A 20,510-nucleotide genomic window follows, 5' to 3' on the forward strand; every position below is an offset into this window, starting at 1 on the left:
GGGTGGGGATTTCTGGGTGCCGGCCGGTCAGGAATCCTGTTCGAGGATTCCTGACCGGGAGATCAGATAGCCGAGCTGGGCACGACTGTTGCTGCCGAGCGCGGCGCTGAGCTTGGCGATGTGGGAGCGGCACGTACGTACGTTCATGCCGAGACGACGGGCGATCGCCTCGTCGACATGGCCCTCGACGAGCAGCTTCGCGATGGAGTGCCGTACCCCCGAGATGCCCTCGGGCGTGGGGTCGTACGGGATTTGCTCCTGCAGGGGGATCGCACGCCGCCAGAACTGCTCGAAGACGGTGACGAGGTATTCCACGATGCCCGGGTGCCGTAGTTCGAGTGCCACCCGCCGGTCGTTGGTGGCGGGAATGAAGGCGACGGTGTGATCGAAGATCATGAGCCGCTCTATGAGCTCTTCGAGCGTGCGGATCTCCACCTTGCTCTCCGACATGCGGGCCGCGTAGGTGAGGGTTCCGTGACTGTGCCGGACCGTGTGCTGGTAGAGGGTCCGCATGCCGACACCCCGCTGGGTGAGGACGTTCCCCCGCTCCATCGCGGTGTTGAGCGCGTCCTCGCTGCGGCCGCCGCCGGGCTGGATCGTGAGCACTTCCGAGTGGCACTCCGTCATGGCCAGCTCGATCGACGCGTTGATGCGGTCGATGCCTTCGAGCACCGTGATCGCGTGCGTGGTCGGCGGCGCCTGGGCGCTGATGGCCATGAACGGTTCGAACGCCTCGGTGAGTTCGACCGACAGGCGCCGGCGGTCCTGGATCTCCCGCTCAATGGGGTGGAGCCGTTGGGTCAGAGCCGCCGACGGGGGTACAGGTCTCAGCCATGTGGCATCGTCGGGATCCGGATGCAGCAGAGCGAATTCCAGCAGGCAGGGGGCCAGCTCGGCCTCGGTCCGGGCTATCTTTCCGACACTCAGCGCGCTGGCGTACAGCCGGGCGCCCTCGTCGCACAGAGCGCTCACAGAGTGGGGATGTGTCGCGTTTGTGTCACTTGTGATCATTAGTCCACCCCCCAGGAACATGAATCTGCAGGAACATGATGCATCGGTTCTGTGGCATTGACGTGCCTGAATAGGCAATCGTCTTGTGATGCGGGGGAGAGGACACATTGGAAGTGAGGACGAAGCCAACTATGAGTAACAAGATGCTTCGCTCGGTGCTTGCTGCGGCCTTCTCCGCCGGGCTGATGTTCGGGGCGATCAGCACCCTGGGATCTGCTGGGCACGGTGAGCTCGCAGGACCGACGAGCGCACAGCTTCAGGCCGTACCGCCGCCCGATCTCGCATGGGACAGCGTCCCTGTCGATGCGACGGCTACCCAGGCCCGGAACGTGGTGGCATCTGACCTCGCCTGGGACCTGGTGCCGATGAAACCGGCTCAGCCGTGACCACCCCGCCGGACGACCGGACCTTCCGGCGCGAGATGGCAACCGCCTACCGCTCAGGGTGGCATTTCATCGACCTCGTCACGGCACTCCCCCACCGTGGTGATTCGTTGATGGTCACTCTGTTCGGCGACCCGGTCGTCGTCGCCCGTGAGGACGACGGGGAACTGCGCGCCTACCGGTGCCTCCGCAAGCCGCGCGGAGCGCCGCAGCCCGTACGCTGCGCCATTCGGTACGACATGATCTTTGTGAACCTCGCGCAGCGTGACCATCAGCTGTTCGAACCTGAAGCCATCTCCGCCACCCCCCGCAGTGCCTGAGCGATCCCCCGTCGTTCCACGTCGCTCAGACACTCCCCCACACAACGGCGCCACCGTGACCTGAACACGGTGGCGCCGTTGTGCTTCTCCCGGAGACATTCCGGTCGGAGCAGTGCAGAAGGTGACAATCTTCTCTGTCTGTGGGGCGTGGCCCTCCCTGCTCCGCCCTCCCATTCCAAGGGACGTTCATGAGCGGACACGAGGTCGAAGAACTGCCGGGCCGGCGCGGAGGTGACGGTGACGCCGCATACTCCGACGCCATGCTGCTCCACCGCGAGGCGGAGGTCTCCTTCGACGACACGGTGAACTGGAAGGTCCTGCTGGCGGTGTGGCTGAGGGCCGCCGCCGTGGCGTCCGCGGTGCTCCTCCTCTTCGGCTTCGTCGGGCTCATCGCCCTGGCCGGCGATCCGGGGAGCGGTCTCGGGATCATGGGGGTCGGCATGCAGATCGCCATGATCGCCTTCGTCGCCGTCTTCCTGGCGTCGAGGACCGCCGAGCCGGTCGGTGAGTGGCGGATCCTGCTGGCCGACCGGGGACGGCACGCCGAATCGGCGTACGCCGAGATCGCCAGGGCCGCGCGGGAGCGCCGACTGCCGGTCGTGCCCGTGTTCCGCCGCATCCGCACCGGGGGTGAGCACCCCCGTGTGACCCACCGGATGGTGCTCCGGGACGGGAGTTACGTCGCGTACCTCTCGGTGTTCGCGTACGGCACCGGCCTCTACGTGGGCTGGGTGATGCGGCGCGACCGGCGGGGCACCGAACTCGTCGGGCAGTTCGTCTCCGACTTCGTCAGGGGCTTCGGCGGTACCGACACGGAGAAGGCCGTGATGCGGACCGAGCCGCCGCGCGCCATGCGGGAGGCGCTGCACGCCGCCGCCCTGGAAGGGGTGCGCGTCGCCGTCGACGGACGCACGGTCGCTCCCGGGGCGGCCTTCCCGCACGGTCTCCCACGGACCGAGGAGGACGTCGCGGCGCCCGTCCCGGTCCAGGAGCCCACGCCCATGGCGCCGCCGCCCCTGCCGCGCCGGCGGCCCTGGGCGGAGGGCGGCAGCTGAGGGTGCGCGAGGGGCCGGCGGCGGGAGCGGTCAGCCCCGGCCGAGTGCCCGGTCCAGGCTGATCTCGATGACGACCCGGTCCGGGTTGGGCGACGGGGTGCGCTCGTAGCGCTCCATGTGGCGGCGTTCCGCCGTCTCGACCCTGTCCTGCTCCGTGCGCACCCTGGCGACGCCCTCCAGGGTCGCCCAGCGCGCCCGGTGCACCTGGCAGGCCGCGACGCGGGCGCCGTCCGGGCCCGCGGCCAGGATGTTGGCGACCTTGCGGCTGTTCTTGTTGGTGATGATGCGGGCGAGGCCGGCCTCGGGGTCGTACGTCACGCACACCGGCACCACGTGCGGGGTGCCGTCGGGGCGGGGCGTGGTGAGGGTGCACAGGTGGGACTCGCGCCAGAATGCGAGGTATTCCGGGCTGGGGTTGCGTACGTCGACTGCCATGGGGCCAGCGTAGGCAGTCCGGGGGGTGGCCCGGGCCGGTGGGCGGCCGTGCACGGCCGGGCGGCTCGGAACACGGCGGGCCCGCGGCTCGCTTCGAGGAGGGGAACCGTCTCGGGGCGAAGGGCAGCCGGCGCTCGGAACGGAAGGGCCCGCCCGGGCGCCGCCCCGGTTCCGTCTTGAGATCTGCCTTGAGTGGAATAGACTCAACTTTGTGCACGTTGATCGTGTCAGTAACGAGAACGGACCAGTCGTCGCAAGGAGGAGAGAGCGCACGTGGACGCCGAGCTGACCAACAGGAGCCGGGACGCCATCAACGCGGCCACCAGCAGGGCCGTCAAGGACGGGCATCCCGATCTGACCCCGGGGCACCTGCTGCTTGCGCTGCTGTCGGGGGAGGACAACGAGAACCTCGTCGATCTGCTGGCAGCCGTCGAGGCCGACCAGATCGCCGTACGCACCGAGACCGAGCGGCTCCTGAGCGCGCAGCCCAGCGTGACCGGGTCGACCGTCGCGCCGCCGCAGCCCAACCGTGAGCTGCTCGCCGTCATCAACGACGCCGCCCGCCGGGCGAAGGAACTCGGCGACGACTACATCTCCACCGAGCACCTGCTCATCGGCATCGCCGCCGAGGGCGGTCGCGCCGGTGAGATCCTCGACGGGCAGGGCGCCAGTGCGAAGAGGCTGCTGGACGCATTCGAGAAGAGCAGGGGAGGGCGCCGGGTGAGCACACCGGACCCGGAGGGCCAGTACAAGGCCCTGGAGAAATTCGGTACGGACTTCACCGCGGCCGCACGCGAGGGCAAGCTCGACCCGGTCATCGGCCGCGATCAGGAGATCCGTCGCGTCGTCCAGGTGCTTTCGCGCCGCACCAAGAACAACCCCGTGCTGATCGGTGAGCCCGGCGTCGGCAAGACCGCCGTCGTCGAAGGGCTGGCCCAGCGCATCGTCAAGGGTGACGTCCCCGAGTCCCTGAAGAACAAGCGGCTCGTCTCGCTGGACCTCGGTGCCATGGTCGCGGGCGCGAAGTACCGCGGCGAGTTCGAGGAGCGCCTGAAGACCGTCCTCTCCGAGATCAAGGAGAGCGACGGCCAGATCATCACGTTCATCGACGAGCTCCACACCGTCGTCGGCGCGGGCGCCGGAGGCGACTCCGCCATGGACGCGGGCAACATGCTCAAGCCCATGCTGGCCCGTGGCGAGCTGCGGATGGTCGGCGCCACCACGCTCGACGAGTACCGCGAGCGGATCGAGAAGGACCCCGCCCTGGAGCGCCGCTTCCAGCAGGTGCTCGTGGCCGAGCCGTCCGTCGAGGACACCATCGCGATCCTGCGTGGGCTCAAGGGGCGCTACGAGGCCCACCACAAGGTGCAGATCGCGGACGCCTCGCTGGTCGCGGCCGCCACCCTCTCGGACCGTTACATCACCTCCCGCTTCCTTCCCGACAAGGCCATCGACCTCGTCGACGAGGCGGCCTCCCGGTTGCGCATGGAGATCGACTCCTCGCCCGTGGAGATCGACGAACTCCAGCGCGCCGTCGACCGGTTGCACATGGAGGAGCTGGCCCTCAAGAACGAGAGCGACCCCGCGTCCAAGCAGCGGCTGGAGAAGCTGCGCCGCGACCTCGCCGACAAGGAGGAGGAGCTGCGCGGTCTCAACGCCCGCTGGGACAAGGAGAAGCAGGGCCTGGAACGCGTAGGTGACCTCAAGGAACGCCTCGACGAACTGCACGGCCAGGCCGAACGGGCCCAGCGCGACGGTGACTTCGACACCGCGTCCAAGCTGCTGTACGGGGAGATCCCCGGCCTGGAGCGGGAGCTGGCCGAGGCCGCCGAGGCCGAGGAGGAGGCCGCGAAGGAGCCCAAGGAGACCCTGGTCAAGGACGAGGTCGGGCCGGACGACATCGCCGATGTCGTGGGTGCCTGGACCGGAATCCCGGCCGGCCGTCTGCTGGAGGGCGAGACCCAGAAGCTGCTGCGCATGGAGGAGGAGCTGGGGCGGCGGCTCATCGGGCAGACCGAGGCCGTGCAGGCCGTCTCGGACGCGGTACGCCGCACCCGGGCCGGGATCGCCGACCCCGACCGGCCCACCGGATCGTTCCTCTTCCTCGGTCCGACCGGTGTCGGCAAGACCGAGCTGGCGAAGGCGCTCGCGGACTTCCTCTTCGACGACGAGCGGGCCATGGTCCGCATCGACATGAGCGAGTACAGCGAGAAGCACAGCGTGGCCCGGCTGGTCGGTGCCCCGCCCGGGTACGTCGGCTACGAGGAGGGCGGCCAGCTCACGGAGGCGGTCCGCCGCCGCCCGTACAGCGTCGTCCTGCTGGACGAGGTGGAGAAGGCGCACCCCGAGGTCTTCGACATCCTGCTCCAGGTCCTCGACGACGGCCGGCTCACCGACGGCCAGGGCCGGACGGTGGACTTCCGCAACACCATCCTGATCCTGACGTCCAACCTCGGCAGCCAGTACCTGGTCGACCCGCTGACCAAGCCCGAGGAGAAGAAGCGGCAGGTCCTGGATGTCGTACGGGCCTCGTTCAAGCCGGAGTTCCTCAACCGGCTCGACGACCTGGTGGTGTTCTCCGCCCTGACCGGCGACGAGCTCGCCCACATCGCGGGACTCCAGATCGACCGGCTGGCCAAGCGGCTGGCCGACCGGAGGCTCACCCTCGACGTCACCCCGGCCGCCCTGGCCTGGCTGGCCGAGGAGGGCAACGACCCCGCCTACGGTGCCCGGCCGCTGCGCCGCCTCATCCAGACGGCGATCGGCGACCGGCTCGCGAAGGAGATCCTCGCGGGCGAGATCACGGACGGCGACACGGTGCGCGTGGACCGGGTCGGCGACGGCCTGATCGTCGGCGCGGCGACCTGACCGCAGCACATGTGGCGTAACGGCGGCCCCGCTCCCCACCTGCTGGATATCAGCTTGTGGCGGATCGGGGCCGTCCGGGCTTGCCATGCCCCGCCCGGCATGGGAGAGGATGGCAGTCAACCGCACGAAGGGAAATTACGGTGAGCATCGATCCGTCCTCGATTCCTAACTTCGGGGGCCAGCCCGAACCGCAGGCGGCAGGACCGGAGGGCCCCGTCGTCCCTGACCAGGACCTCGTCAAGCAGCTCCTGGAGCAGATGGAGCTGAAGTACGTCGTCGACGACGAGGGCGACCTCGCGGCGCCGTGGGAAGACTTCCGCACGTACTTCATGTTCCGCGGCGAGGGCGAGCAGCAGGTCTTCTCGGTCCGTACGTTCTACGACCGCCCGCACGACACGGACCAGCGCCCGGTCCTCCTCGACGCGATCGACGACTGGAACCGCCGCACCCTGTGGCCCAAGGTCTACACGCACACCCACGAGCCCGAGGAGGGTGCCGAGGACACCGGCACCTCCGTCCGGCTGATCGGTGAGGCGCAGATGCTCATCGGCACCGGCGTCTCCCTGGAGCACTTCGTCTCCTCGACGGTCAGCTGGGTGCGCGCTTCCATCGAGTTCGACAAGTGGCTGCTCGAGCACCTCGGCCTGGCGCCCGAAGAGAAGGGCGCCGAGGAGAACGCGGCCGGCACGGAGCAGTCCGCTCCGGAAGCCTGAGCCTCTTCCGGCCCACGAGAGCCCGGCCGGGGCAGCGGTCCGTACGACCGCTGCCCCGGCCGGGCTTTTTCGGCTGCGGGGGCCGTGCCCGGCCGTCCGAAATGAGCAGGGTCGCCGAAAAGCCCCGAATGGCCACCCGTCCGGTGCGCGCCAGCCGGTGACACGACACCTCCGGGCCGTAGATCCCGTGTGTATCCGCGCGCAAGGATGCTCGGGACGATATCGGCCCCGGGAGACAGTTTGTCCGCTCAGAATGCGAGCAGGGACGCAAGGTTCTCTTCGAGTACTGCGGCACCCTGGAATTGCAGAGCCGTGATGCCGGAATTCTCGGCGGCCTGCACATTGGCGGACTTGTCGTCGATGAAGAGTGCTTCGCCGGGGGACACCGAAAGGGCCGCGAGTGCCTGCTCGAATGCGCGTGGATCGGGTTTCTTCGCCCCGAGGTCGCACGAGAAGACCAGGGTGTCGAAGCATGCGGCGACCTGCGGCATGATCCGGGGCAGCGCGTCGAGCAGCAGCGCGTCATTGTTCGAGAACAGGGCGGTGCGCCTGGGGCGCGCGGCATTCACGAGTCGCAGGACGTCGTGATCGGGCTCGAACGCCGTGCCCCACAGCTGCTGGAGCGCCCGCAGCCCACCGGTGAACCCCAGCTCGGTGCGGACGACCTCGTGGATGCGTCCGGCCGTGGCGTTGCCGAGGTCCCACTCGTCGATGAGACCGGTCGCGTAGAGCGCGGACTCGACGTCCTCGGGGCTCACGCCGCAGGCCGCACCCAGCTTTTCCAGACGCCGTTCCGGGACGTAATGGCATACGACATCGCCCAGGTCGAAAAGAATCACTTTGGGGTTCATGGGGGTGGACGATAGCATGGTGCGGTTTGCCGTAATTTCGGATCTGCACGGAAAGTCCGCGAACTTTCGAGCCATTATGGAAGCTGCCCGGGGACGCGTGGATTCGATCGTTCTGACCGGTGATTACTTAGAGGCGAAGATATCCAAGAAGGAGATGTCTTCGGGCCTCGTGCGGCCGCCGGAGGACGTGGTGGACCACGATCCGGACCTGTGGGCGGAACTCGCGCGCTGCGTCCTGGTCCGGGGCAATCAGGAGGAGCGCATCGCCACGCTGCTCGGCGACCGGACGGTCCCCGGGCTGGCGCCGCTGCTGGCGGCGCCCGAGCGCTGGGTCACGCAGGCCACCCGGTTCGAGCACGGACACCGCTTCGCCTGGGCGCGCGACGGGGACGTGCTCACGCACCCCGTGCTCGACGAGGAACCCGGTGGGCCGGTCGTGATCCACGGGCACAGCCACCGCCGGATGCTGACGCTCGGCCGCGCCCGCGGCTCAGCCGCCGCACCACCCGGCGGCCCGCGCAGGACCGTGCCGGTCATCGGCCGGACCCATCGGCTGCCGCCCCACGGGATCCGCGTGGTCAACGCGGGCGCCGCCTGCGACGCGGCGGCGCACTGGGCGCTCTACGACGAGGACGCCCGCACGGTCACCTTCGAGACCGCGGGCGGCACAGGCACGACGGGCGAGACGGGAGAGGGCTGATGGAGAACGAGGAAGAGCGACGTGTGCAGGGGGCGGGCCGCCCGCGGGTACTGGTGGTCGCCGGCCGGGCGGGAAAGCTCCAGGTGGCCAAGGACGCCGGGTTCGAGGTCGTGTACGTCCAGGCCCCCCAGGTCTTCACGCAGGCGCACCGGGACGGCCTCGACGAGGCGCTGCTGCTCGACTACACCCGGCCGGAGCGGGTGATCCCGGTGGTGGCCGGCCTGCACAGCGTCGCCCCGCTGGACCTGATCGTCTCCTTCACCGACCCGGGGCTGGACCTCGCGGCCACCCTGAGTGAGCAGTTCGGGCTGCCGGGCAACCGGGCCGCCGTCTCCGCCGTGCTGCGCGACAAGCACGCACTGCGGCGCCGGCTCGCGGAGGCGGGCATCGAGCACCATCCGTGCGCGCGGGTCAGGACGGCGGCCGATCTGCGGGCGTTCGGCGACGCCCAGGGCTACCCGCTGATCCTCAAGCCGCTGGACGGCACCGGCAGCCAGGGCGTCCGGCGGATCGACTCGCCGCAGGACGCCGACCGGGCGTTCGCCGCCGAGACGGTCACCGATGTGCCGCTCCTCGCCGAACGCTTCCTGACCGGCACGGAGATCAGCGTCGAGACGATCTCGCAGCACGGCCGGCACCGGGTCATCGCGCTCACCCGCAAGTTCATCGACGAGAACTTCGTCGAGAAGGGGCATGTCGTGCCGGCGGGTGTCGGCACCGAGGACCGCGCCGCCGTGGAGCTGCTCGTGCGGGGACTGCTGGACGCGGTCGGGCTGACCGAGGGGTGTGCCCACACCGAGGTGATGCTCACGCCCGACGGCCCGGTGATCATCGAGTCGCACAACCGCATGGGCGGCGACCGGATCTACGAGCTGGTCAAGCTCTCGCACGGCACCGACCTCGAACGGCTGAGTTATCTGCTGCCGCTGGACCGGGAGGTCCTGCCGGCGTCGTCGCCCCGGCCGCAGTGCGCGGCCGCCATCTGGTTCGTCCGGGCCGAGCCCGGACGGGTCGTGGCCGTCGACGGCGAGGACGCGGCCACCGGTCTGCCCGGTGTGTGCGAGGTGGTGGTGACCGCGGCGCCGGGCGACACGGTCGCTCCGGTGCGCTCCAGCAGCGACCGGGTCGGCTACGTCATCGCGACCGGCGCCGACTCCGACGAGGCCCTCGGGCGTGCCCGGCGGGCGGCGACGGCGATCGTGGTCCGTACCGAGGCCGCGCAATGAGCGACGCCAACGCCCCGGGGCCGGACGGACCCGGGGCGCACCCGGTCACCCATGTGATGGCCGGGTTCGGCGCGGCCCTCATGGCGGACCTGGACCGGCTGCTGCCCCCGCGCTCCCTGCTCGTCGTGGAGGAGCCGGACGTCGTCGCCGCGCGGAACATCGCCTCCCGGGCGGGCGCCCACCCCTGCTTCGCGGGCCTGGTCGCAGCGCCGATCCACGACGAGGACGATCCGTCCGCCGTTCTCGCCGCGGTGGCCAGGCCGGATGCCGTACGGGCCGTGCTGCCCGGTGTGGAGTACGGCGTCGCGGCGGCTGCTGCTCTCGCCGACGCCTGGGGTCTGCCCGGCGCAGGAGTGCCGGCCGCCCGGATCCTGCGTGACAAGGCTCTGCTGCGCGAGGCCGCCGACCGGGCCGGACTGCCGCAGCCGAAGTGGCGCCGGGTGGCGTCGGCCGGTGAGGCCGAGCGCTTCCGGGCGGAGTCCGGCGGGCGTTGCGTACTCAAGCCCGCCAACCGGCAGGGCAGCCTGGGCGTTCAGCTCCTCGACGCCGGCGACGACATCGAGGAGGCCTGGGCGCACACCGTCGGCGCCGACGAACCACGGCTGCGCGCCCGCCGTCGGCTGCCCGCCGCCTTTCTCGTCGAGGAGCGGGTCAGCGGCCCCGAAGTCAGTGTCGAAGCGGTGGTGTTCAAGGGGCAGGTGCTGTTCCGCAACGTGACCGGGAAGGTGGTCAGGCCGGGGCGGCATCCCGTCGAGGCGGGGCACCGGGTGCCCGCGGAGCTGCCGGCCGGTGTGGACGACGGGATCGCCGCGGCGATGGACGGGCTGGTGGCCGCCACCGGTTTCCGCACGGGCGTCCTGCATGCCGAATGGTTCCTGCGGGACGGCGCGCACCCGTGCCTCGTGGAGTGCGCGGGCAGGGTCCCCGGCGACGGCATCCATGAGCTCATCGACCTCGCCCACGGCGGCTCGTTCGTCGCCGACCTCCTGACCGTGCTCGGCGGATCCGGAGACGTGGCGCCCCGCACCCCGCGCCTGCACGCAGGGGTGCGCTTCCTGGACTGCCCGTCGGGCACCGTGGATTCGGTCACCGGCGCCGAAGCCGCGCAGAAGCGCGCCGGAGTGGTGAAGGTGCACATCGCCGCCGTGCCGGGGCAGAGCGTCGGCACCGTGTCGAGCTCCCAGGAGCGGGCCGGATACGTCATGGCCACGGGGGCGACGGCCCGCCTGGCCGAGCAGCGGCTGGCGCAGGCCGCCGCTGAGGTCCGCTTCCGCGTACGGACCGGCCCGGGCAGTGAGGAGAAGGCGTGAGCGAGCACATCCTGGTGGTCGGCAGCGGACGTGACCTGCCCGGACGGGTCCGCGCCGTGCGACCCGGCATCCGCACCTCCGTCATCTGCCGCATCGACTACCTCTCGCGGCTCCGCGACCGCGAGGAGCACAGCCGGATCATCGCGGTACGTCATGACGCCCCCGACAGCGAGTGGGCGGCCCTCGCCGCCGCTGCCCACGGCTGTGACCCCTTCACCCGGATCGCCACCTTCGGTGAGCGCGACCAGGACCGGTGCGCGTTCATCGGCCGGGAACTCGGCCTGCTGACCCACACGCCCCGGACCGTCGAACTGGTCCATGACAAGGCAGCCATGCGGGCGCTCCTCCGGGACACCGGCCTCGACCCCACTCCGTCGGCTGCCGTCTCCTCCCTGGCCGCACTGCGGTCCTTCGTCGCCGAGCACGGTCTGCCCTGTGTGGTGAAGCCGGTGCACGGCTCGGCGAGCGTCGGTGTCGCCGTCGTACGCGAACCGTCGGAACTGCCCGCGGCCTACGAGCGGGCCGGCGGCGAGTTCTACGGACTCTCCGGTAGGGGGGTGCTGGCCGAACGGTTCCACGAAGGACCGCAGTTCAGCGTGGAGGCGTTCTCGGAGAACGCCGAGCACCAGGTGGTGGCCGTCACCCGGAAGTTCTCCGATCCGGAGCACTTCGTCGAGCTGGGCCACGTGGTGCCCGCCGAACTGGCCCCGGGGCAGGTGGAGTCCGTGCACCACACGGTGGGCGCGCTGCTTGACGCGCTCGGGGTGGCATCGGGCGCGACGCACACCGAGGTGGTGCTGACCAAGGACGGCCCCCGGGTGATCGAGACCCATCTGCGCATGGGCGGCGACGAGATACCCGTCCTGGTCCGGGAGGCGACCGGAGTGGATCTGGGTGACTTCCTGGCACGCCAGGCGAGCGGCGAGAGCGTCCTGCCGGAGCTGCGCGCGGCGCTGGCGGCCGGCCGGCTGCGCAGCGCGGCCATCTGGTTCGCCGCCGCGCCGTCCCAGGGGGTGATCACCGAGATCCGCGGTCTGGACGAGGCCCGCCGGACGGCCGGGGTGGACGAGGTCGTGCTCCTGGCGGAGCCGGGAACGGTCTGCGAGGGGCTTCAGTCGTCCGACTCCCGCCCGGCCTCGGCCCGGGCGCACGGCGACACGGCGGACGAGGCTCTTGACGCCGCCCGCACCGCGCTGGCCGCGCTGGAATTCCATGTCCGTACCGGCATGCCCGTAGGGGAGACGGTGTGAAGCACGTCGGCACGGGGCCGCAGGGCGCGGAACCCGCCGGTCGTCGGCCCGACGGCCGGCTGTCCACCGGACACGACTCAGGAGGCAGCAGCATGCAGGACACCGTCCACCGAACGAGCACGCTGCGGGCTGCCGCCGGTGAACTCCGTGACGAGATGCGCCGGCACGGCCCCCGGGGGGCCGTGAGCACCTCGGGTGCCGTCCAGTCCTGGCACCGGGTGAGCGGACGGTTCGCCGAGAGCCGCGTCAGCGACCTGAGCCTCCAGCAGGGGCAGGCCACCGCCGCGCGCTACCTGCTGCCCGACGGGTTCCGTCACCGGGCGCTTCCCGGTCTCGACCCCACGGCGGCACGGCTCGACGGTGCGGCGGGGGGCCGGAGCGGCCCGGCCGGCGCGGGCTCGTACGGTCCGCCCGTCTGGCTGGAGATCCCCGCGGTCCTGCGGGCGCTGCACGCCCTGGAGGATGCTGCGCGCGGTTACGACGCGAGCATCGCCCAGGTCGTCATCGACTTCGAACTCAGCGAGCAGGACATGTGTCTGGTGGCGGCCGGCGACGACCCGCGCGTCCATGACGAACGGCGCCTGCTCAGCTATCTCTCGGTGCGCGTCATCGCCCGGCGGGGCGGCCGGGTGTCCACCGGCTTCTACACGCCGGGCACGTGCGGCCCGCTGGAGGGCATCGATGTGCGCGCCTGCGGCGCCGAGGTGTCCCGCAGGGCCGTCGCGGGTCTCGACGCACGGCCCGCCCCGGTCGGCCGGATGCCGGTGGTCGTCGCGGGCGGCCGCGGCATGGTCCTGCTGCACGAGGCCTGCTGCCATCCGCTGGAGGGCGACGAGGTGGTCCGCGGCTCGGTGTACGCGGGGCGGCTCGGCGAACGGATCGCCTCGCCCCTGGTCACGGTGCGGGACGACCCCACGGTCCCGGGAGCGGTCGGCTCGTACGCGTACGACGACGAGGGCGTCGCGGCAGGCCCCACCACGGTGATCGAGGAGGGCAGACTCACGGGCTACCTCACCGACCAGGAGTCGGCGGCCCGGCTCGGTACGGCGTCCAGCGGCAACGGGCGCTGCACGACGGTGCTCCAGCCGCCGCTTCCCCGGATGACCAACACCTGTCTGGCCGCGGGGACGTCGAGCGTGGCGGAGATCATCGCGGACACGGAGTCCGGGATCTACGCGGAGCATGTCGGGGGCGGCGAAGTCATCGAGGCCACCGGTGAGTTCACCTTCCGCGTGACCAACGGCCACCTGATCGAGAAGGGCCGGATCACCGATCCGATCCAGGAGACGACCATCGCGGGGGTCGGTTCCCGGATGCTCAAGGCGGTGGACGCGGTGGCGGACGATCCCACGGTCGGGGCGGCCAAGTGCGGCAAGTTCGGGCAGTGGGTGCCCGTGGGTGTCATCGGGCCGACACTGCGGGTCGGATCCCTGCTGGTGGGGGGTACGGAGCGATGAGTGACGTGGTGCGGGAGCTCGGCAGCCGGGCGCTGCTGGACGAGGCCGCCCGCCGGGGCGCCGACTGCGAGGTGTGGTCCGTACGGCGGGAGACGGAGGAAGTGGTCTGCCGGGGCGGCACGGTCGAGCGGCGCAGCGACGTCGTCTCCGGGGCCACCGCCGTCACCGTGTGGTGCGAGGGCACGGAGGGGTACGCGGTACAGGCCCTGCCGGATTCGGCCGATCCCGCGCTCGTCCGGTCCGCCCTCGCCGTGGGCCGGGCGCTGCCCGACCGGGTGGTGGCTCCGGACGACCCGCCCCCCGCCCCGGAGCGGCCGGTGCGGGCGGTGCACCGGCCGTGCCTGGACGAGGCGACGGTGGGCGCGGTGCGGTCGCTGAGCGAGGCACGGACGGGCCTGGACATCGAGCTGCGGGCCAGGGCGGAGCGGTCCTCGGTGCGGTTGCACCGGCAGGGCGGTGAGGCGCGCGGCTACCGTACGGGCCTCTTCCAGCTCCAGGCCCGCGTCACCTCCACCACCGCGGACGGCGTCGGCTTCGTGTCGCACCAGGCGTTCGGGGACCGTGCCGCCGGTCCGCTGGGGGAGGCCGCGCCCCGGGATCTCGCCGAACTGTGCGAGCTGGCCGATGTGCTGGCCACCCCGCCCGTGGCGGATCCGAGGTACGACGACGTCCTGGTCACGGGGTGGGTGATGGTCAAGCTGCTGGCGCTCGTGGCGCCCGCCTTCCAGCTGGACACCGTCAACGAGGGGCGCTCGCCGCTGGCCGGCCGGACGGGACGGCGCGTCTGCGCCCCCGGTGTGGACCTCGTCGACGACCCGGCCGCGCCGGAGTATCCGCTGGCTGCCCCGTGGGACGACGAGGGGACGCCCACCAGGGCCGTCCCCCTCGTCACCGACGGGGTCCTGCGGCGCTTCCTCGGCAACCGCCGCAGTGCGCCCGGGCCGACGGACAGGGGATCGGGGTGGCGGGGTGCCTCCGGCGAGATGCCGAGGGTCGGGCCCAGCCACCTCTCCCTGCGCCCGGGCCCGGTCATCGGAGCCGGACCACGGGAGGGGCGCAGGCTGTTGCGGGTGGTGCAGGCCAACGGCGCCCACACGTCCAACGGCATCACGGGCGACTTCTCCATCGGTGCCAACGCCGTGCTGGAGGAGCCCGGCGGGGTGTGCCGCAACGCGGGCAACATCACCCTGGCAGGCAATGTCTTCGAGCTCCTGCGCAGGATCGAGGGCCACGACGGTGTGGTGCGGGTCAGCCGTTCGCACACCGCCTTCCTCACCAGCCCGGGTGTCTGGGCGAACCACCTCACCATCGGGCGCTGAGGGCGCCATGCGGATCACACAACTGCCGGAGTTCCGGACGTTCTGGGCCTCCCAGACCCTGAGCATGCTGGGTACGGCGGTGAGCCGGGCGGCCGTGCCGCTGCTCGCGGCCACCGTGCTGTCGGCGACCCCCTTCCAGATGGGCCTGCTCCAGTCGTCGCTGACGGTGTCGTTCCTCGTGCTCGGGCTGCCCGCGGGCGCCTGGATCGACCGGATGCGGCGCCGGCCCATCATGATCGTGTGCGATCTGGCTCGTGCGCTGCTGATGACCTCACTGGCGGTGGCCGCGCTGCTGGGGCGGCTCGACTTCACGGTGCTCATCGTCGTGGGACTGCTTCTCGGCGTCGCCCGGACCTTCTACGAGATCGCCTACCAGTCCTACATCCCCTCCCTCGTGGGGCGTGACCGGCTGGTCGAGGGCAACTCCCGGCTGGAGAGCACCACATCGGCCTCCCAGACGGCCGGTCCGGCGGTGGCGGGCGTCCTGGTCCAGGTGGGGGCGGCGGCGGGGGTCACGGTCCAGGCGGTCAGCTACCTCTTCTCCGGGCTGCTCCTGCTGCGTATCCGCAAGCCGGAGCCCGTTCCCGAGCGGGCCGGGACGGGGAACATGAGGGCGGAGATCGGAAGCGGTCTGCGCTTCGTCCTGGGGAACCCGTTGATGCGTGCGGTCGCCGGCTCGGCGGCCACGTACAACTTCTTCTACGCCGTGCAGTCCCCCCTGGTGGTGCTGCTGCTCGTCGGGGAGGCCGGCTTCTCCGGTGCGACGGCCGGTGCGCTCATGGCGGTCGGCGGGGCGGGCGGGCTGCTCGGTGCGGCGACGTCGGGGTGGATCTCCCGGCGGGTGGGGCAGGTCCGGGTGATCTGGCTGGCCTATCTGGTCACCATCCCCACGGTCGTACTCCTCCCGTTGACGGGGACGGGATGGCGGGTCGTGTTCTTCGTCGTGCCGTGGTTCACCGCCGCGTACGGGCTGGTCGTCTACAACGTGGCGCAGGTCAGCTTCCGCCAGGCGATGTGCCCCGACCGCATGCTGGGGCGGATGAACGCCAGTGTCCGGTTCCTGATCTGGGGCATCATCCCGTTCGGCGGACTCGCCGGTGGTGCGCTCGGGGAGTGGGTGGGGGTGCGCGGAGCACTGCTGGCCGCCGCGGTGGGGATGGCCTCGGGCGTGCTGTGGCTGCTGTGTTCACGGCTTCGCCGGATGCGGGACATACCGGTGGACGCGATCTCGGAGTCGTACGCGAAGTCCGGGTAGCGCGTACCGGGTGGTGCGGGGGCGGTGAGTGGCCGGCAGGCGGCAGGACCCTTCGGCGACGCTGGCGAGGGGTACTGCGTCCCTGCCCGCTGCTGTCATTGTCCGCCGGGGTCGGCGAGCAGACCACGCTCGCTGATCAGGAAGCCGACGTGGGCGCGGTTGCGGGCGCCGATGCGCTGCATGATCTCGGATATGTGGCGCTGGCAGGTGCGGGGCGAGATGCCGATGGTGCGGGAGATGACCTTGTCCTCCTCGCCGCGGACCATCAGCCGCATGATCTCGGACTTCACGTCGTCGCCCACCGAGTGAACGCGCCCCCGGTCGTACTCGGTGGGGAACGGCGCGGCGTTCAGCCATGACCGCTCGAACGCGGAGACCATGAAGTCCACCACGCTCGGTTCGTTGACCAGGACCGCTCCCTGGGGCGCGTCCCGTAGTTCGATCAGGGCGGCAGCCGAGTCGAAGACGATGAGCCGGGTCAACGAGCCGGTGATGGTGCGTACTTCGGCGCCGCGAGCCGTGACGTTCTCGACGAACGCGATGGTGGGCAGGTCGTACTGGGCCGCGTACTGGTAGATGGTGCGCATCCGCACCCCGCGGTCGAGCAGCACGGACGTCCGGTCGGCCGACTCGGCCAGCACGTCCTCGGGCCTGCCACCTCCCGGCTGGGAGGTCAGGACTTCGCTCCTACATCGCTCCGACATCTCGGTGATGAGTTGCCTGACCGTGTCCAGGTCCTCGATGAGCTGGACGGAATGGCTGCTCATCCGCTGCAGCAGGCTGTTCTCGTAGATCGGGATGAGGTTGGACAGTTCGTACCGGGTCTGGTCCACCTCGCGGATCAGCCGGTTGAGCTTGCGCACCGGCTCGCCGAGCAGCAGGGTGCGGGCCCGGTCCGGCGGCACCGCCACGAACCGGGCGGGGTCGTCCTCGTACCTGGACACCAGTCGGTACCGGTGCAGTTGCTCCATCGCCGCCTGGGCCTCCGAAGGCGCGAAGCCCTCCTGGTCGATCAGGTCCGCTGCCCGGAAGGACTTCCGGCTCACAGCGAATTGATAGGCGCGTGTGGCGAGCGGCCCGAGGCGGGTCGGCCCGGTAGGGGCATGAATGTCAGAAATTGACACCGTTCATCTCCCTGTCCTGTTGGAGTCAGTCCGAAAGATGATCCTGTCCCCCCGCAGCGGATACAACTGGCTCCTGGTCAAAATAGCGATGTCTTCCGGGGGAAATGGTGCAGGCGATTTCGTTCGAGCTGTGAATGGGAGGTAATGCGTCGTGAAGATCTTCTGTCGATGTATCCGGAGGTGCGTGGCGGTCGGCGCGGTGGTTGCCGGTACGGCCCTGCTCGACCTCTCGATCACCCCGACGGACCTGGGATGGGGCTGACAGCGCCCCCGTCCGTGTCGTCCGGTACGAGTGATCGACAGGAGAAACCAATGTCTCAATCGGGCCCGCGGCCGGGTCGCTGGCGTCTCGTGGTGGTGGGGGGCGGATCGGCCGCCGCCATCCAGGTGCGCAGAGGCGACGTGCCGCCCCAGGAAGTGCTCGTCGTCGCGGAACGATTGGGCACGGGCATGGCCTTCCTCGGCCGCAGCACCCTCCAGTCCTACGCCGGCGAACTGCTCCTGTCCGGCCGGTCCGAGGAGCTGCGGGCGATGATGCGGGCCGGTGATCTCCGGCCGAGCGCGAGCGAGTACGACGCCTACGTCCAGGAGTCCCTGATGCGCTCGGGGGCCTCGGTGACGCTGGCCCGCGTGATGGACATCCAGAAGAACGCGCAGGGCTTCGTCCTCAGCCTGCGGACACCCGGCGGAGTGCGCCGGCAGGTGTACGCGGACGGGGTGGTCCTGGCGACCGGCAGCACCCCGCGCCGTCCCCCGGAGGACCTGCGGGCCGCCGGGGCGCTTACCTACGACGTCGTCCACCGGGAGCTCGCGGCGGGCAGTTCCCGCCGATGGGAGGGGATGTCCGTGGTGATCGCCGGGGCGGGCAACTCGGCGATGCAGACCGCGAGCCTGATGGCTCCGGACGCCCGTGACGTGACGATTCTGGCCAACAGGTACGTAGGCATGTACCCCGCGGAGAGCGATGACAGGTTCGCCTGGCGGGCCCCCTCGCAGCTGGCGTACGAGCTGGTCGTCAAGAGCAGCCGGGAGTGCGGCCGGCAGCCGTGGAACGTGCCGTGCGTCCGTCACCTGGTCCACGAGTCCCTCGAAGCCGACGGTGACAGGATCCGCTGGCGCTACCGCGAGACGAGCAATCTCGGGGTTCTGGGCTCGCACTCCACCGCGGGCCGCTGCCGTCACGCGCAGGCGCGCCGGGTCGGCGGTGAGGATGCCGACGGCCTGTGGGAGGAGACCCGCCCCCGGGACTCCGTGGTGGTCGTCTGGGCGACGGGCTGCACTCCCGTCTACCCGCCCGGCGAGCTGATGGGCTCGCTGGAGCGGGAGCCGGACGGCACCGTCCGGCGCGACGCGCACGGCCGCACGGACGTGCCCGGTCTGCATGTCACGGGGGCCTGTGCCGGGCAGCGCTCGGTGAACGAGACGGCGCCCGCGCTGACCCGGGCCCCGGCGGCCCCGGCACAGGGCCGGGAACCGGAGCTCGCCGTGGAAAGGGCGACCGTATGAGGGCGGGAGTCCGGCCCTATCGCATTCTCGCGCTGGAGGGGATAGACGGCTCCGGCAAGACGACGGTGGTGGGACGGCTTGCCGCGGAATTCGGTTCGGCCGTTCGAACGGAACGTCTTTCGCCGCGCATGGGCGGTGTCTTCCGAGAACTGATCAAAGAATCACCCGAATCCCCGGCGCGTTACCAGGACGTAATTCCGGGTGGGCTGCGTCACGCGGCCTATGTGATCGACGCGATATCCCAGTTCCATTATTTGGACACCGAATACGCACAGCACGATTGGCTTGTTTTCGATCGTTGGCTGCCCACGTACGAGGTCTACTGCGACGGACGCAGCGTCCACGACGACTGGTACCGGCGGCTCGCAGGCCTGCTGCCCGTGCCCGACCTGCTGATACGACTCCGTACGAGCCCCGGGGAGGCGGCCCGCAGGGTCACCCGGCGCGGTGACTGGACGGCCGACCACTGGAGCGCGGAACGGCTGCTGGCCGACCTCACGCGGCTGGATCACGGCTATGACCGCGCCTTCGAGGGCCTCGCGCACCACGTCGTCGACGGCGACCGCGACGCCGAAGTCGTATACGACGAGATCGCCTCGCTCCTTCGGGAGGCCGGGTGAGCAAGGACCCGACCACCACGCTGCTCCTGGTGGCCGACAGCTCCGCATCGGACGCGCTCAGGCCGCTGACGGCCCTTCGCGGATGGCTGGCAGAGCATGAGGTCGACCTCCAGGTGCGCAGTTACGGGCAGGTGTCCGGCGGGCTGCCCCCGATGACGGGCGACACCGTGGTGATCCTCGGATTCCCGCACACCTTCTGGGACACGGAGGTCGAAGGGCGGCTGGCCGGCCCGTACGGCACCCGGGCGTACGCACAGGCCCTGCACGCCTACCTCCTGCGCACCGGGCAGAAGCTGGCCGATACGGCCGGCGCGTCCCTGCGGTACCTCAACACCCCCGGAGCCGTTGCCCTGACCCGGGACAAGGCGGCGGCGCAGGCACGGCTCAAGCGGTGCGGGGTCCCGGTCCCCGAGGTCCTGGACCGGCCCCGCCCCGGCGACGTGCTGGCGGAGCTCGGGCGGGGCAGGTCCCTCTATGTGAAGGCCGTCTGCGGCTCCATGGGCAAGGGGATGGCGCACCTGGCCCCGGACCGCTGGCGCACCAACTACCACTACGAAGGCCGCGATCTGCTCGCCCCGGGCGAGCCGGCCGGCCGGGCCACCTGGGAGAGCCGCGAGCAGTGGCTCTTCCACGAGGTGCCCGCAGGCGACCGCCGGTTCCTGGAACTCCTCTGCGACACCCGGGGGTTCCTCTTCGAGCGGCAGATCGAGGCGAGGGGGCACGGGGCCCTGCGCGCCGAGTTCCGCATCACGGTGGCCGGCGGCACCGTCGTCGCCGCCGACGAGCGGACGGCCCCCCGCGACGCGCTGACCACAAGACGGGCCGAGGGCGGTGCCGGCCGGACCGCGGACCCGGCGGACCCCTGCGTCCGCGCCGCCTCGCAGGCCGCCGTCCGCGCGGCCGCCGCGCTCGGGCTGAACTACGCGGTGTTCGACGTGGTGAGCGGCGCCGACGGCGAACCGTACGTCGTCGACACCACCGCGTTCCCGGCCACCGGCACACCGGCCGGGCTCTGGCAAGACCTTCTCGACCTGCTGGTCGTGCGCCCCGCCGTGGGCGCCCGGCCGGCCGTGTGAGCAGTCAAACCTCTACTGAAGGAGATCCGGC

Annotated in this window: 19 protein-coding genes; 15 read left to right on the forward strand and 4 right to left on the reverse strand. The window is 71.0% G+C overall.

Features of this window, described 5'->3' with window-relative positions; all coding sequences use genetic code 11:
• Positions 1 to 27: 27 nt before the first annotated feature.
• A complete protein-coding gene (locus tag OG538_RS19290) occupies positions 28 to 1,011 on the reverse strand; it encodes a helix-turn-helix transcriptional regulator (protein WP_406095213.1) in 984 nt (327 codons plus the stop codon).
• Positions 1,012 to 1,142: 131 nt separating this feature from the next.
• Here OG538_RS19290 and OG538_RS19295 point away from each other — a divergent pair, with 131 nt between their 5' ends.
• The 3 genes from OG538_RS19295 (at position 1,143) to OG538_RS19305 (ending at position 2,769) form a co-directional block, all read left to right on the forward strand.
• Positions 1,143 to 1,397 carry a hypothetical protein gene (locus OG538_RS19295; RefSeq protein ID WP_406095215.1) on the forward strand — a complete coding sequence of 85 codons (255 nt, stop codon included), beginning with the start codon at positions 1,143 to 1,145 and terminating at the stop codon, positions 1,395 to 1,397.
• Positions 1,394 to 1,714: a (2Fe-2S)-binding protein gene (locus tag OG538_RS19300; protein ID WP_136314816.1), complete on the forward strand. Its 321-nt coding sequence runs from the start codon at positions 1,394 to 1,396 to the stop codon at positions 1,712 to 1,714. The genes OG538_RS19295 and OG538_RS19300 overlap by 4 nt, the downstream gene beginning before the upstream one ends.
• A 188-nt stretch (positions 1,715 to 1,902) precedes the next feature.
• The gene (locus tag OG538_RS19305; RefSeq protein WP_406095217.1) at positions 1,903 to 2,769 is read left to right on the forward strand and encodes a hypothetical protein; all 867 of its coding nucleotides are present in this window, start codon (positions 1,903 to 1,905) and stop codon (positions 2,767 to 2,769) included.
• A 30-nt stretch (positions 2,770 to 2,799) separates the two neighbouring features.
• Here the strand turns inward: OG538_RS19305 and OG538_RS19310 are convergent, their stop codons facing one another.
• The gene (locus tag OG538_RS19310; protein ID WP_406095219.1) at positions 2,800 to 3,204 is read right to left on the reverse strand and encodes a pyridoxamine 5'-phosphate oxidase family protein; all 405 of its coding nucleotides are present in this window, start codon (positions 3,202 to 3,204) and stop codon (positions 2,800 to 2,802) included.
• A 273-nt stretch (positions 3,205 to 3,477) separates the two neighbouring features.
• Here OG538_RS19310 and clpB point away from each other — a divergent pair, with 273 nt between their 5' ends.
• Both clpB and OG538_RS19320 read left to right on the forward strand, forming a co-directional pair.
• A complete protein-coding gene (gene clpB / locus OG538_RS19315) occupies positions 3,478 to 6,072 on the forward strand; it encodes an ATP-dependent chaperone ClpB (protein WP_406095221.1) in 2,595 nt (864 codons plus the stop codon).
• A 140-nt stretch (positions 6,073 to 6,212) separates the two neighbouring features.
• Positions 6,213 to 6,785 carry a YbjN domain-containing protein gene (locus OG538_RS19320; protein WP_406095223.1) on the forward strand — a complete coding sequence of 191 codons (573 nt, stop codon included), beginning with the start codon at positions 6,213 to 6,215 and terminating at the stop codon, positions 6,783 to 6,785.
• A 248-nt stretch (positions 6,786 to 7,033) separates the two neighbouring features.
• On the opposite strand, the gene OG538_RS19325 is transcribed toward OG538_RS19320, so the two are convergent.
• The gene (locus OG538_RS19325; RefSeq protein ID WP_406095225.1) at positions 7,034 to 7,636 is read right to left on the reverse strand and encodes an HAD family hydrolase; all 603 of its coding nucleotides are present in this window, start codon (positions 7,634 to 7,636) and stop codon (positions 7,034 to 7,036) included.
• 16 nt (positions 7,637 to 7,652) lie between these two features.
• On the opposite strand from OG538_RS19325, the gene OG538_RS19330 reads away from it, so the two are divergent.
• From OG538_RS19330 to OG538_RS19360, 7 genes are all read left to right on the forward strand, one after another.
• The gene (locus OG538_RS19330) at positions 7,653 to 8,336 is read left to right on the forward strand and encodes a metallophosphoesterase family protein (protein ID WP_406100213.1); all 684 of its coding nucleotides are present in this window, start codon (positions 7,653 to 7,655) and stop codon (positions 8,334 to 8,336) included.
• Positions 8,336 to 9,562 (forward strand): ATP-grasp domain-containing protein, encoded by a 1,227-nt coding sequence (locus OG538_RS19335; RefSeq protein ID WP_406095227.1) that lies wholly within the window; start codon positions 8,336 to 8,338, stop codon positions 9,560 to 9,562. The genes OG538_RS19330 and OG538_RS19335 overlap by 1 nt, the downstream gene beginning before the upstream one ends.
• Entirely contained in the window at positions 9,559 to 10,872 is a 1,314-nt protein-coding gene (locus tag OG538_RS19340) for an ATP-grasp domain-containing protein (protein WP_406095229.1), read from the forward strand. The genes OG538_RS19335 and OG538_RS19340 overlap by 4 nt, the downstream gene beginning before the upstream one ends.
• Positions 10,869 to 12,122: an ATP-grasp domain-containing protein gene (locus OG538_RS19345; protein ID WP_406095231.1), complete on the forward strand. Its 1,254-nt coding sequence runs from the start codon at positions 10,869 to 10,871 to the stop codon at positions 12,120 to 12,122. The genes OG538_RS19340 and OG538_RS19345 overlap by 4 nt, the downstream gene beginning before the upstream one ends.
• Positions 12,123 to 12,214: 92 nt before the next feature.
• Complete coding sequence (locus tag OG538_RS19350) at positions 12,215 to 13,579, forward strand: TldD/PmbA family protein (RefSeq protein WP_406095233.1); 1,365 nt, start codon at positions 12,215 to 12,217, stop codon at positions 13,577 to 13,579.
• On the forward strand, positions 13,576 to 14,898 hold the full coding sequence (locus OG538_RS19355) for a metallopeptidase TldD-related protein (protein ID WP_406095235.1): 1,323 nt from the start codon (positions 13,576 to 13,578) through the stop codon (positions 14,896 to 14,898). Before OG538_RS19350 ends, OG538_RS19355 begins: the two co-directional genes overlap by 4 nt.
• Positions 14,899 to 14,905: 7 nt before the next feature.
• Positions 14,906 to 16,153 (forward strand): MFS transporter, encoded by a 1,248-nt coding sequence (locus OG538_RS19360; RefSeq protein WP_406095237.1) that lies wholly within the window; start codon positions 14,906 to 14,908, stop codon positions 16,151 to 16,153.
• Positions 16,154 to 16,248: 95 nt separating this feature from the next.
• Here OG538_RS19360 and OG538_RS19365 read toward each other — a convergent pair whose 3' ends face one another.
• Positions 16,249 to 17,199, reverse strand: coding sequence for a LuxR C-terminal-related transcriptional regulator (locus OG538_RS19365; protein WP_406095239.1), 951 nt, complete (start codon positions 17,197 to 17,199; stop codon positions 16,249 to 16,251).
• Between the two features lie 390 nt (positions 17,200 to 17,589).
• Between OG538_RS19365 and OG538_RS19370 the strand changes: the two genes are divergently transcribed.
• From OG538_RS19370 to OG538_RS19380, 3 genes are read left to right on the forward strand one after another with little or no spacing between them, the layout of a single operon-like run.
• Positions 17,590 to 18,783, forward strand: coding sequence for an FAD-dependent oxidoreductase (locus OG538_RS19370; RefSeq protein ID WP_406095240.1), 1,194 nt, complete (start codon positions 17,590 to 17,592; stop codon positions 18,781 to 18,783).
• Positions 18,780 to 19,403, forward strand: a complete 624-nt coding sequence (locus OG538_RS19375; protein WP_406095242.1) for a hypothetical protein — start codon at positions 18,780 to 18,782, stop codon at positions 19,401 to 19,403. Before OG538_RS19370 ends, OG538_RS19375 begins: the two co-directional genes overlap by 4 nt.
• Positions 19,400 to 20,479 (forward strand): hypothetical protein, encoded by a 1,080-nt coding sequence (locus tag OG538_RS19380; RefSeq protein WP_406095244.1) that lies wholly within the window; start codon positions 19,400 to 19,402, stop codon positions 20,477 to 20,479. Before OG538_RS19375 ends, OG538_RS19380 begins: the two co-directional genes overlap by 4 nt.
• The last annotated feature ends 31 nt before the right edge of the window (positions 20,480 to 20,510 follow it).

Source organism: Streptomyces sp. NBC_01013 (assembly GCF_045162765.1).
GTDB lineage: Bacteria > Actinomycetota > Actinomycetes > Streptomycetales > Streptomycetaceae > Streptomyces.